Annotated in this window: 13 protein-coding genes; 3 read left to right on the top strand and 10 right to left on the bottom strand. The window is 42.8% G+C overall.

All coding sequences use genetic code 11. The features are described 5' to 3' along the window. Positions 1-112 precede the first annotated feature (112 nt). The 7 genes from ldcA to S2091_RS10920 all read right to left on the bottom strand — a co-directional run bounded on the left by ldcA (position 113) and on the right by S2091_RS10920 (position 6,935). Positions 113-1,024: a muramoyltetrapeptide carboxypeptidase gene (ldcA, locus tag S2091_RS10950; protein ID WP_105531854.1), complete on the bottom strand. Its 912-nt coding sequence runs from the start codon at positions 1,022-1,024 to the stop codon at positions 113-115. A gap of 10 nt (positions 1,025-1,034) precedes the next feature. Beyond that, a complete protein-coding gene (tadA, locus tag S2091_RS10945; protein WP_105531853.1) occupies positions 1,035-1,559 on the bottom strand; it encodes a tRNA adenosine(34) deaminase TadA in 525 nt (174 codons plus the stop codon). Further along, entirely contained in the window at positions 1,537-1,995 is a 459-nt protein-coding gene (gene queD, locus S2091_RS10940; protein ID WP_105531852.1) for a 6-carboxytetrahydropterin synthase QueD, read from the bottom strand. The genes tadA and queD overlap by 23 nt, the downstream gene beginning before the upstream one ends. A gap of 12 nt (positions 1,996-2,007) precedes the next feature. Continuing rightward, complete coding sequence (gene queE / locus S2091_RS10935; protein WP_105531930.1) at positions 2,008-2,643, bottom strand: 7-carboxy-7-deazaguanine synthase; 636 nt, start codon at positions 2,641-2,643, stop codon at positions 2,008-2,010. 215 nt (positions 2,644-2,858) lie between these two features. Beyond that, positions 2,859-3,425: an elongation factor P gene (locus S2091_RS10930; protein WP_105531929.1), complete on the bottom strand. Its 567-nt coding sequence runs from the start codon at positions 3,423-3,425 to the stop codon at positions 2,859-2,861. A gap of 189 nt (positions 3,426-3,614) precedes the next feature. Continuing rightward, entirely contained in the window at positions 3,615-4,778 is a 1,164-nt protein-coding gene (gene earP / locus S2091_RS10925; RefSeq protein ID WP_105531851.1) for an elongation factor P maturation arginine rhamnosyltransferase EarP, read from the bottom strand. Positions 4,779-5,351: 573 nt separating this feature from the next. Then, positions 5,352-6,935, bottom strand: coding sequence for a P-loop ATPase, Sll1717 family (locus tag S2091_RS10920; protein WP_105531850.1), 1,584 nt, complete (start codon positions 6,933-6,935; stop codon positions 5,352-5,354). A gap of 174 nt (positions 6,936-7,109) precedes the next feature. Between S2091_RS10920 and S2091_RS10915 the strand changes: the two genes are divergently transcribed. The 3 genes from S2091_RS10915 to S2091_RS10905 are packed head-to-tail and all read left to right on the top strand — an operon-like array spanning position 7,110 to position 9,530. Continuing rightward, a complete protein-coding gene (locus tag S2091_RS10915; RefSeq protein WP_105531849.1) occupies positions 7,110-7,535 on the top strand; it encodes a LexA family protein in 426 nt (141 codons plus the stop codon). Positions 7,536-7,537: 2 nt separating this feature from the next. Next, a complete protein-coding gene (locus tag S2091_RS10910) occupies positions 7,538-8,809 on the top strand; it encodes a Y-family DNA polymerase (protein ID WP_105531848.1) in 1,272 nt (423 codons plus the stop codon). After that, positions 8,787-9,530, top strand: coding sequence for an SOS response-associated peptidase (locus tag S2091_RS10905; protein ID WP_243405396.1), 744 nt, complete (start codon positions 8,787-8,789; stop codon positions 9,528-9,530). Before S2091_RS10910 ends, S2091_RS10905 begins: the two co-directional genes overlap by 23 nt. Positions 9,531-9,558: 28 nt before the next feature. Here S2091_RS10905 and S2091_RS10900 read toward each other — a convergent pair whose 3' ends face one another. The 3 genes from S2091_RS10900 to S2091_RS10890 form a co-directional block, all read right to left on the bottom strand. Then, positions 9,559-10,539 carry a DNA adenine methylase gene (locus S2091_RS10900; RefSeq protein WP_105531847.1) on the bottom strand — a complete coding sequence of 327 codons (981 nt, stop codon included), beginning with the start codon at positions 10,537-10,539 and terminating at the stop codon, positions 9,559-9,561. Positions 10,540-10,568: 29 nt separating this feature from the next. Continuing rightward, entirely contained in the window at positions 10,569-12,038 is a 1,470-nt protein-coding gene (locus S2091_RS10895; protein ID WP_105531846.1) for a hypothetical protein, read from the bottom strand. Positions 12,039-12,210: 172 nt separating this feature from the next. Further along, positions 12,211-12,999: a DNA adenine methylase gene (locus tag S2091_RS10890; protein WP_105531845.1), complete on the bottom strand. Its 789-nt coding sequence runs from the start codon at positions 12,997-12,999 to the stop codon at positions 12,211-12,213. Positions 13,000-13,144: the final 145 nt, after the last annotated feature.

Raw genomic sequence — 13,144 nt, 5'->3', positions numbered from 1 at the left:
ATTATACCAGCAACACCATCTTATTAGAGTCGTAGCATAGGCAAATATTGCCCGTGCGTTACCTTTGATTAAGAATATCCTCGAAGAATATTTATTGGAGTCCGGCAGTAAATCAACCGTTTTGGAGTGATAAATGAGGATATTTCTCAAACTGCAGCGTAAATCCGTTTACATCACTAGTTAAGCTGATTTGTGCGCCGATTGGGAATGTCGCTTTATTTGGGCAATGTCCAAATGGCAAACCGGTAATAATTGGAATGGAAATTTTGCTACGAATAAAATCCAGCATTGCGTTGAAGTCGTAGCCGTTATCGTACTCAGAAGCGCAGTAATTGGTGAAATGCCCAAGCACCAGCGCTTTTTGGTTCGCCAATATCCCCGCATGGTGAAGTTGCAATAACATCCGCTCAACCCGGTACGGGTTTTCATTAACGTCTTCAACAAACAAAATTCCGCCTTCAATTTTCGGCATAAACGAACTGCCGACCAAATGCGCCAGCATCGCCAGATTACCGCCCCAAAATTTACCTTGCGCATGCACCGTTGGGTTGCCCTCAACTACCACATTAAGGTGATAATTGGCTGTTGTCAGACAATCCTTAAAATACTGAAATGAAGATTCATACAGTTGCTCCTGACCAAAATCGTCGTACAACATCGGGCCAGCAAAACTGATCGCGCCTGTTTTGGCCAACATCCCCAGATGGAACGCAGTGAAGTCACTAAAGCCGACAAATAATTTGCCACTGTTCGCCAAACGTTGAAAATCAATATCATCTAACAAGCGCGACAAACCATAACCACCGCGTAACGCCAAAACTACATCCACTTCCGGATCTTCAGCTGCGCTGTAAAGCTGCGCCAGACGAGTAGCATCATCAGCAGAAAAGCGCTGATATTTAGAATTTGGATCAACCAGGTTTTTAATTTTCCAGCCGCGCTCTTGAAGCCGCGCAATCGCACGTGGCACATAATCTGGATTTGGTGCGTAGGCAGAAGGCCCGATAATGGCAATGGTTGGCATTGAACTTTGACTAGGTAATGGTTGATTTTTTCTGTAGGCGGCGCTGCGCAAAAAAACTACTCAACATATTACTGCACTCTTCGGCCAATACGCCACCCGTTAAGCTGGTGTGATGATTGAGTTTTTCTTGCTCAAACAAATTAAACACGGAACCCGCAACGCCGGTTTTAGGATCAGTCGCGCCAAATATTACGCGGCTTAAGCGAGCATGTAACATAGCGCCTGCGCACATGGCGCAAGGTTCCAACGTTACATACAGATCACATCCGGGTAGCCGGTAATTTTGCAATTCCACACCGGCAGCGCGCAATGCCTGCATTTCTGCATGAGCACTTGGGTCATGAAGGCCGATCGGATGATTAAAACCACTGGCAATCACCACGCCATCTTTCACCAATACGGCACCGACTGGCACTTCACCGGCACTCGCCGCTAATTCAGCCTGAGCAATTGCCAAGCGCATAAAATGCGCATCTTGATCAACTAAGTCAGTCAATGGATTAATCACTGAATCAGTCACGAATACTTGAGTCATTAATCTCAGCCCAGCAATTAGGCGTTTCGTACAGAGTAACTTTTTGCAATGCCAAAGCACGGCCGTAACGGTTGTGATACACCTCTTTGAGCATATCAAAAGCAATTTGGGCTAAGTTTTCTACCGTTGGAACCCGGTCAACCACGACGGTTTTATGACCTGGCAAGGTGTGTAAAAAGTCTTTGACCACAGCATCTTTTTCATACACCAAAAATGCATGATCCCAAAGGCTGACTAAGTGCTCGTGCGCCAAAGCTTTAATGTCGGAGAAATCCATAATCATGCCGTTGTCGGAAGCACCGTCTTGCTTGACCACTTCACCAACTAAGGTGATGAGCAAGGTGTAGCGATGCCCATGCAAATTACGGCACTGGCTATTATGATCAGGAATCCGATGTCCGGCATCGAATTCAATTTTACGTGTGATGGTGAGCATAAGTTGTTGGAATTAAGGTATTTGTAAGAGTTTATGAGTTTGTAAGCTTAATTTCCAATGCGGATGGAGTTTGCAGTAGTTCACCGCTTTACGTAAATTTTCCGCTTGCAAAGGGCCATCCATGGCTTGCACAAAAAAATGCTTGAAGTCGAGTTGCTCATACTTTTGCATATCTTGGCCCGTTTGTGGAATCACCACTTTCAATTCATCGCCTTTAAAAACGATTAATTCCGCACCCATTTTTGGGCTGACACAGACCCAGTCTATGCCTTCCGGTACCGCGATGGTACCGTTAGTTTCTATCGCAATTTCAAAACCGGCCGCATGTATCGCATTAATTAAAACCGCATCCAACTGCATTAACGGCTCACCGCCGGTAAACACAACGTATTTATTAGCAGGATACGCCGCTGGCCATAAACCATTAATCACATCAGCCAATTCTTCGGCCTGTTTAAATTTACCGCCTAATTCGCCGTCGGTGCCAACAAAATCGGTATCGCAAAACTGGCAGATAGCCTTGGCGCGATCAACTTCCCTGCCCGACCATAAATTACAACCAGCAAAACGACAAAATACCGCAGGACGCCCAGCATGATTGCCTTCGCCTTGCAAAGTGTAGAAAATTTCTTTAACGCTGTAGGTCAATGCAGAACTCGCAAAAAAACGGATAAATAAAAGTTTGGCAGAAAGTGGGAAAGAACCGGTACTTCTGACTAAGATGGATGCGTGTGCATTTTTGTGCTTCACAGCCTGCCATTATATCATTTATAGCTATTATTATTGTTCAAGCACAAACCTGAACGGCATAAAAAAAACGCTGCGAAAATCGGCAGCGTTTTTTAGTCATGAAGTAAAACTAATTACACACGTTTTTTGTATTCGTTGGTACGTGTATCAATTTCAATCATGTCGTCTTGTGCAACAAACAACGGCACTTGAACTGTGAAGAGATTGCCGGTGGCATTTTCAATCTTAGCTTCTTTCAACACGTTACCTGAAGTGTTGCCCTTAACTGCTGGCTCGGAGTACACCACTTGACGAACGATTGTTGTCGGCAATTCAACTGAAATTGCTTTACCGTCGTAGAAAACTGCTTCGCATTCCATACCGTCTTTCAGGTAGTTCAATGCATCGCCCAGGTTTTCGCCTTCAATTTCATATTGATTGTAGTCAGTGTCCATAAACACAAACAATGGATCTGCGAAGTAAGAATAAGTTACTTCTTTTTTATCCAGAACGATCACGTCAAAACTCTCGCTGCCTTTGAAAACGTTTTCCAGAGGGCTACCGGTCAACAGGTTTTTCATCTTCCATTTGAAAGTGAAACCTGTGCGGCTTGAACCATTGATATCAATCCTTAAAACGATCATTGGATTACCATCAACCATAATGATATTGCCGACTTTAATTTCTTTTGCTGGTTTCATAGCGAGTATATGTAAAAAGAGTAAATTATATAAAATAGGATTTACGCAATTCTGCGTAAATCCCTTAAAAATCACCTGTCGCCTACTAACAGCAATGTCGCAAGCTTACGGTCGATTGAATTTTGGAATGCGTTTTGAAATGCGTTAAAATTTAGCCGCAAATTGTAACCCGTTTTCGCATAATGACGACTAAATTCCGTCAATAAACTTCAGTAAATTTGCAGTAAAGTTACCATTTGCCAACATATTTTGCTGCCAATCCGATGTTAGTGCCGCAATTTTAGGCAAATCAGCCTGTAACAAGAGCCAGGTTGAAGCTAGCTCATGAGGGCTTACCACTCCCTTTACTGCATTCCAATTGAGCGACATATCGACTAAACTTTGCGTCTTTGCCTTATATCGTTGCAGAAACGCATTCAATTTAACGTGATGTAAATCGTTGTCTTGTGGATAAATATGCCAGATAAAAGGCTGCCCTGCCCATTGCGCGCGCACGAAAGAGTCCTCTCCGCGCACAAAATTAAGATCGCAAGCCCACAGCAATTTATCGTAGTCAGACTGCGGAACAAAAGGCATTACTCGCACAGTCAATGCGCCACGGGTCGCAGTAGCGCCAGCTTTCGCAGATTGCCCTAAAAACAGTTGCACGGCATCAGCGGCAACGCCTTCTGGCACCAAACAAGTAACCGCCGTAGCACCACATTCCCAAGCATTAAATAATGCTGCAACCGGTGCTTGCGGATAACAAAATAGAGAAACTTTGAGCGACGTCATCTCAGCTGCCGTTACGCCGAACTGCCCAAGAAAAGCCGTCATTGCTGCAGGATCTTGCTGAAACTTCTGACGCTGTAGCGTCAAATTAGACTCAATCAGCAAACCACCAGTCAACTCTGTAAAGCCGGGATAGAAAAAATATTTTTTCAAAGGCAGCGACGGATGTGATGAGGGTAATCTATGACAACCTTCCACCCACTGCTCAGCAGTCAAACCTTCCAGATTAATCCATGCCGGTTTTACTGCCCGCTGCGCCATCGCCAAAATATAGACCGGGGGGATATCACAACCGAAAAATTCAATCACGATATCAGTCACATCATCGGCAGCAAACACACCGTCTTGATTAAGCCAATGCCGCACAATGATCGTACCTATGTGCTGCACATCGCAATTGATTACGACCTCCGGGCAAATGCGCTGAAAACTGACTAAATCATCCACCCACAGCGTAACCGCAATACCATGCTCGCGCTCCAGCTGCAACGCCAGACGCCAGCAGATGCCGATATCCCCGTAGTTATCTATTACTTTGCAAAATAGTGCTAACGATCTTGCCTGATGATTTTTTTGATGCATAACTGATGAACTATTAATCTACCAATAAAAAGCCCGCGCTACACAACTGTGAGGCGGGCTGTAATGAACTTACCTACTGCTATCGACTATTTTATTCCCACTCTATTGTTAATAGGGGGATTTTCACTAAGCCCAGTAACGCTTTCAGGAATTATTCTACTGCCGATACCATTAAAAATACCATGTTGAAAATTTTCAATGCTTTAAATGAAAAAAACCCCACACCAAATTAGAATAACTCGCTTGGTATGGGGCGAATACTAATTTATTGCTGACAGCTGGTCAATGAGCAATTGCACTAAAAGAACCCCACCGGATCAAGCATCCGATCCTTGCCTTGCTACAATGAAACCTTTGCGGAACCATAGAATCCATTCGCGCCGTATAAGTTACGCATTGACGGACCTAGGAACCGCAAATATCAAATATTTCAAGGCTCTCAGGTCTAAATACAATGCTTTAAACCATGACCTCTTCATTTTCTGGCAAATTCAATTCGAACAGCTAGTTTGAATCACTTCAATCCCCGAACTAAAAAATTGTGCAAATGTTTGCACATAAGGCCAGCATAATTTATGAAAATCCCTTATTCGAACAATAAACTTTAAGTGCGCTGTGTAAAACAATATTCTGCTCTGCATTGAAACTATAAGTATCAGACCGCGGTTCCCTATGCTTATAAAAGACATATCCATTGCTGCCCATATTTCCAATTATCGATCTTTCAAATAAGTCAGAAAAAATTGCTCTCGGGATAATATCATTACAATTTTCTTCAAAAATTGTGCACGCCTGAGCATAAGTAATACTATTTGAAAAGGATTGTTTACATGCTGTTGATATTGATCCAATTGCATTGAAGATATTTAATATTTCATCCTGATAGTAAAAACAGTGGAGTTCATTTTTTAATTCATTCACGATTTCTTCACAATAAATACCAATAAGCTGATGAATATCATTCCTTACTAATGGAAACCTATATTTGTGATTTTGCAATGGAGCAAAAAAGAGTATGAGATCTCTAGGACGAAAGAACGTATGATCAAGAATGTATTTAAAACTTGTTTTTGGTGCGCTTTCAGCTGGAAAACTTTTATCGAATGGGTCATTTACTAAACTGAGCCATGGGTCGACTTCATTAACTACTAGATGTTCGACCGAGAATGCATATTTTATTCTTTCATTCAAGAATTTTCGGATATTTAATTCTGTTTCCGGGAATGATTTATGGTATTCATCTTGGTACCAATTTATAGAAGCTGAATAAGATGAAAATATTTTTGCTGTATCTGCACTGGCGGTTGATGTAGATTTTGCTATGTCATCGCGCAGTAAAATTACAACCTTTGAATCCAAATTATTTTTTGCAAAAAACTGATTATTAATTTCCTTTGATACACGCAGTAAACTAATTATCGATTCTATGGAATTTTGATCTTTAGCATTAAAATTAATATCTAAATCATCAAAAAATAACAAATAGCTATTCCCGTTTTCTTTTTCATCCTTGCTTTGCAGGACTTTTAAAATTATTTCTTTTAGATGTGGAATAAGTTTGTAAAAAGGTGCGCGTGTCTGTTTTATTTCAACATCTTTTTTAAACTTTGAACTGAAGAAACGTTTCAAATATTCAATATTTATTTCAAATCCATCTTTTACTACCATTTCCTTTATTTCAGATCCTCTGATATCAATATATCCTGAATTTTTCTTTAGGAATTGACTTAGTAGCTGATATTCATCATTTTCATTTGCTGCCTGATTATCGGCAAATAATTTAAGAATATTGGTCAAAATCAACCAAGTGTAAAGATTCTCTCTTTCAATTTCATGTCCCGACTCCTTTCCAATTTGAACAATATGTTCGAGATTGAATTCACCTTGACGAATGAATTTGCAAAAGAGATTAGGTTCATCATCTGCCAAAAGAGAAATATATTCGGCGAAAGCACTCTTCCCCGCACCTTTTTTCCCGCAAATTATAAATTTCTCATTTTGCAATGCATCAATTAAATTATGATGATCTTGATAAACTTTAAGCAGTGGCATCCTTGATGTAGGCAGTGCTTCTGCTTCTGCTTCAGGAGATCCAAGAAAAATGCATTCAATGTTTTTTTGGGGCGAATTTTTTTGGGCAATGTGCTTAAAAACCATTGTTTTCCTCATTGTGCGAAGTGGAATGATATGATGTTACTAATTGCTGCAAAATTTAATTTCCATTTAGCAAGTTAATTGATTTTCCACTTTCTGGCAATAAATATATCTTCATTGAAATTTATTCCGTTACCCAATAAAAATAGCTATACTGTATAAAAACACAGTTAAGCTATGAACTCCCCTATTCCAACTTTATCCACTCCAGCCCGTATCGTGCTGTTTTCATCGCCGGTGTGCGCTGGATTCCCCTCACCTGCGACCGACTACGCGCAGCACAGTATTAATCTGAACGAGTACCTGATTTCCAATGCAAATGCCTCGTTTCTCTTCACAGTACGCGGTGAATCGATGTCGGGTATTGGCATTTATGACGGCGATACGCTGATTGTTGACCGCTCCATTACCCCTGCACATAACAATATCGTGATTGCGGTGGTTGATGAAGACTACACGGTCAAGCGTCTATATCAGCGCAACAACATAGTAAAGCTGCTCGCAGAAAACCCCGCCTTCCCACCTATTGAACTCAAAGACGGCCAAGAGCTGCGAATTTGGGGCGTGGCAACCTTCAATCTGCACAATCTACTCCGTGTGTAGTCATGGCCACCCTACCCCGCAGCATCGCTCTGGTCGATTGCAATAATTTTTATGTCAGTTGCGAGCGCGTGTTTCGGCCTGATCTGCAAAACAGGCCCGTGCTTGTACTGTCCAACAATGACGGGTGCGTAGTTTCTCGCAGCAATGAAGCGAAAGAATTTGGTATAAAAATGGCGGTGCCGGTGTTCCAGATTCGCGACCTGGTTAAACAACATGGCATTGCGGTGTTTTCGTCGAATTACGTGCTTTACGCCGATCTCAGCAACCGCGTTATGTCGATACTGCAGGAGTATTCGCCAGTGCAAGAGGTCTACAGCATTGATGAAACATTTTTGGATTTAACGGGTTTTACCGACATCAACGAACGCGCTTTGGCGATGCGCAACCAAGTTTTTCAGCACATAGGCATTCCAGTCTGTGTCGGCATTGGGCCAACCAAAACACTGGCAAAACTCGCTAATTTTGTAGCGAAACGCCACCCGCGCTCAAATGGTGTATGTAATTTCAATCGCTACTCACCAACGCAAATCAACAGCGTGCTGAACAATATCCCGGTCGACGAAGTTTGGGGTATAGGTCGCAAATTAAGTGCAACATTGGAATCACTCAATATAAATTGTGTAGCCCAGCTGCGCGATGCGAACGTGGCCAGCATGCGTGCGCGGTTTGGTGTAGTGATGGAAAAGACGATACGGGAATTACGCGGCGAATGCTGTATCGATTTGGAAGATGCTACGCCTGCTAAAAAGCAGATTATCAATAGTCGTTCATTTGGCCGATCAGTCACTGAAATAGATGACCTGCAGGACGCACTGGCGCACTTCGTGAGTAACGCCGCCAAGAAATTACGCGAACAAGAATCGATAACCGCGATGCTGCAGGTATTCATCCAGACCGACCGCTTCCGCACTGATCGGTCACAATACTGCCCCTGCGTATCGATCCCGCTCACCAGCCCGACCGCTAACACTATGAAGCTGCAGCATTGGGCGCTTGGCGGGTTAAAGTCGATTTACAAGACTGGATATCACTACAAAAAGGCTGGCGTCATCTTGAGTGAAATTAGTGCAGCATCGCACTGGCAGGGTGACCTATTTAGCTCCACCACCGAGAATTCAACGCTGATGCGCACACTAGATGCACTTAATGATCGCTATGGCAAAGGGACGGTGAAGATCAGCCAGGACGGATCGCGGCATTCGTGGAAGATGCGGCAGGAGAGTAAGTCACCGGAATACACGACCAACTGGCATGAATTACCAAGCTGTCATTAACGTTTATACTTTTAAAAAACAATGGCTAAGGACGCTCACCATGTGCGTAAATTTCATCACACCGTCTCACCAGCAACTTAAAACCCATTTTAAAGCGCCGATAGCGGCTAGCGCAGAATGGAAAACAGCGGTGTGGCAGGATTATGCTGCGCCGATTATCGTTGGCGATGAACATGAGCGGCAATCGCTATTGGGACTATACAGCATGATCCCCAAGAGTCATCTTCCGCCGGGAACCAAGCGTTTTTCCACTATGAATGCGCGTGCTGAAACGGTTGCCACATTGCGCAGTTATGCACAACCGTGGCGCGACGGCCAGCTCTGCTTAGTGCCAATGACAACGTTCTTTGAACCATGCTACGAATCTGGTAAAGCGGAGCGCTGGAAGATTGGCATGGCGGATGAATCACCGTTTGCAGTGGCTGGACTCTACCGATCCTGGACAGAGACGGACGGTGGCACATCCTTTTCGTTTACCCAACTCACGATCAATGCGGATGAACATCCGTTAATGCGACGTTTCCATAAACCGGGTGATGAGAAACGTTCGCTGGTGATCTTGCCGGAGTCAGCTTATGGTGATTGGTTGGGGTGTCGTGATTCAGAGCGGGCGAAGGCGTTTTTAAAACATTCTTCAAATGAGCACTTAGTTGCTTACCCAGTACCTAAAGTAGCTATTTCTAAACCTAAGAGCACTTCAAACTTAGGCTTATTTAATTGAATTTTAATTACTTAAAACACAGCTAAATTTAAACAGCTCGAGATAAATTCTTGTTGGTTTGACGTAAGTTATCCAAACGAGCGGCACGAGTTATGAGCCTCGCAATTTCAGCAGGCTGATGTAGTTTTCTTGTATTTGCTTTTAAAGCCACGGCAATATGAGGCAGAACTGAATTTCGCGGCACAACAAGGTTATCAGAGAATATAAATACTTCATTTCCCTTGTATGCCCGTGCAGCATTGTATTGAAGTTCGTAAAGAAATTTACGACGGTTTGCATAGTATCCTAAAATTTGAGCAACGCCATCATAGGATACAATCCATTTTTTATCACGTTGCTGCTGAATAATGCCAGCTATACGTTCATGATCGTTCGGTGCATAGTGGTTTAGGTATAATTTACTCGCTTTTTCAAAGTACGGTGGGTCACAATAGGTCAACGTGTTTTCTGGGAGAGTGGGTATATAGTCCGTGATGATTTGCTCAGCATCTAAATTCAAGAGTGTAATCGAATCACGGAAACCACCAATCAACTCAATCCTCCGAATAAGTTCATTTCGTGGGAATCGAGCATCTATTTTCCATTTCCCAGCTTGATCAAGACCTCCAATCACGCCTGCGGATAACACACCAGACCGATTTGTTCTATTCAAGTAAAACGTAGCGAACCCAACATCTAATTCTGAATGGTCATTGGGGTTTCGCATTATCTCGCGGTAATCCTTCCATTCCTCAACATTAAGTAATGCTCGCGAAATGCGGCGGCAAAATTCCTCGGTGTGCGTCAGAATTGAATTCCATAAAGCGTATATCGGCAGTGACGAATCATTGAGATGTATTTGATTAACGTGACCAGCGACTAGTAACTCCATTGCTACGCCAGCCCCACCAGCATAAGGTTCTACATAGTGACCGCCCTCTAGCCCGTTCGCTCTGATTATCTCAAGCACAAACGGCGTCAATTTTTGCTTGCCTCCGGGGTACCGAAGTGGTGTTTTATTTTGTGCCATAGTGTTATAAGTCAATTTCTGCCAGGTGGCTATTTATTCATCTCTATTAGCAACGGAAATACAGCAGCGAATGTTGTTGGAATCTGACTTGAATTAATTGCAAAAGTAGGGTGATGAACTAGTTGATTCAGTGAAGTAATCGACAGTATACCATCCGTCCGTCCAAGTTCAGTAGCTGGTCCGTGAAGCATCTTAAGCATCGTCTTATCTTTTTTGTTTTGAGTTAAGTGATTAATTATGTCTCGCAATACATCCATCAAAAACTTGTCGGATCCATCGGACTTCTTCACCGACAATCCAGATTGCGAGTGATCGTCACAATATGCTTTGGCTGATATTTCAAACATGCTGCGTAACAAAAAACAAAAGGCAATTGGATTATCCTTCAATTTCAGCTTTCCAGCTTCAATCCGTAACGTTGCAACTTTTGCGCGATTTTGCCCCATGATTTTTAAACTTTTAAGAGCGCGCTTAACTGATTTTTCATCCTCAAGCGGAGTAGCAATAACTTTACTATTACTAGGTTTTTTAACTACCAGCTGAGCATCTTTCGATTTATCATCACCTTCCGATTCGGCTGGATGTGTTGTCGTGTTCGCTGAGTCAACATCTACATTATTAGTATCTGGCGAAGCTCCTGAGTTGCCATCATCTTGCATATTATTAGATTCATCACCCCCTAATACACTAGAAACATCTTGTGAAGGAGGAAGGGGTATCCCAAATAATGTAGCAAAATCTTCAGAGCCACGGATCTTCGAAAAACCAAGTGTTTCAAGGCCAATGGCACGAATTATGTCATCCAGTGCTTTTTTATGCTCAATTTTAGGGTATTGTTTGGCGAGATCTAAACTCGAAGTTGATCCAAGTCTTGATGCGATTTTTTTTATTGCTTCATCCAGCACAGTCAAAGAATAATCGCCAGCCCAGCGATCCCGTTGTTCCTGTGTGTGATTTGTAGAGTGTATGAAAAATTTCTCAAGTAAATCTAGCCCAGCTTCGATACTGCCATTCATATCCCGGCTATGTCGCGCACGTGCCACAGCACTCCACGTATCACGCCCAGCCTTTATACCCTTACCATGTGTAAGCGTAATAATTTTATCGACAACAGCAGAATCCGTTTCACCGTAGACCGTACATGGAACGGCAGTATTGTCGACAATCCAATTGGAGGATAAACCTGCAATGCGCTTTACGATCTTAGGAGGTAAGTCAAGGTCAGCAGTATCAATTACTTTTAAGGCTATCTTTAAAGCCGCAATACGCCTATTCCCTTCTTTTACTACTTTGGTACCGTCAGACCTTTCCAATACAATTATATTTTCAGTCGGTAAATATCCATCATCAAGCAAACTTTCCATTAACCCCCAAAAAAAAGCTGGGCTTATTGAAATCATTGCATGAACTGCATTTTGTTCATTTGTCTGAATTACTGTTCTGAAATTAGCTAGGTCAATAACTAAATCTTTTACTGCAATTTGTTTGTTCGATGACATAGTTCCTCGTTATATATTTTTTCTTTCTATCCATAAGGCAATACCTTACAAAAAAAGAATCATCACGCATGTATGAAAAAAATGCAAGTTTATCTTAATATCAAACACTTACATTTAAAACCTGCGAATAACGAGGACAAATAAAGGACCATTTTAAAGCGAATACTAATGATTAAAACAACCCCACCGGATCAAGCGTCCGATCCCAGCTATAAATAATCACCTCCAACCTATCCACCGTTTTCACCCCACCACCTACGCAATATTTAATAGGTACCGCGTCCATTTCAAACTCAGCAAAAATGCGCCGGATATCGGGGTGATCGTTCAGGCTGACGATGGCCTTACCTTTTAAATTACGCAACACGCTTGCCATTTTTTCGTACTGTTCAGTCCCAAATTCCACGCCATAACCAGCGGTTTCCCAGTACGGTGGATCAAGGTAAAAGAAGGTATGCTCCCGGTCATACTTGATCATGCATTTATGCCAGTCCAGGTTCTCAATATACGACTGAGACAACCGTAAATGTGCGGCAGATAAACTTTCTTCTATCCGCAATAAATTAACTGCGGGTGCGGTTGTAGCGGTTCCCCAATTTTGGCCGGATACTTTGCCGCCGAAGGCATTGTGCTGCAGGTAGTAGAAACGGGCAGCTCGTTGGATATCTGTCAGCGTTTCTGGTGGCGTATCTTGCAGCCATTTGAATAGATCACGGCTGGATAATGCCCACTTGAATTGACGCACAAACTCTTCCAGATGGTTTTGAACTACACGGTAGAGATTCACCAGTTCGCCATTAATGTCATTAATGACTTCCACTTCCGCAGGCGGCCGCAAAAAGTAGAGTGCAGCACCGCCCGCAAATACTTCTACGTAACAAGAATGTGCGGGGAATTGTGGGATCAGTTGATCAGCCAAGCGACGCTTGCCACCCAACCACGGGATAATAGGTAATACCATAAAGTAAACTCTTTTATTGTTTTTTTATGCTAGTCTTTGCACGCCTCGCGAGGTGGCAGAGCCTTGCTTGATTTACTGGCAGAATCAGTGAATTGAGGTCAGTTTGATTGTTTCCGCAATCTTGCTGTCGCTCTGTCTTTTTTAC

The sequence above is a fragment of the Solimicrobium silvestre genome, from assembly GCF_002976435.1.
Lineage (GTDB): Bacteria > Pseudomonadota > Gammaproteobacteria > Burkholderiales > Burkholderiaceae_D > Solimicrobium > Solimicrobium silvestre.
The sequence above is the reverse complement of the archived record's forward strand: the minus strand, read 5'-3'. Positions and strand labels throughout refer to the sequence as shown.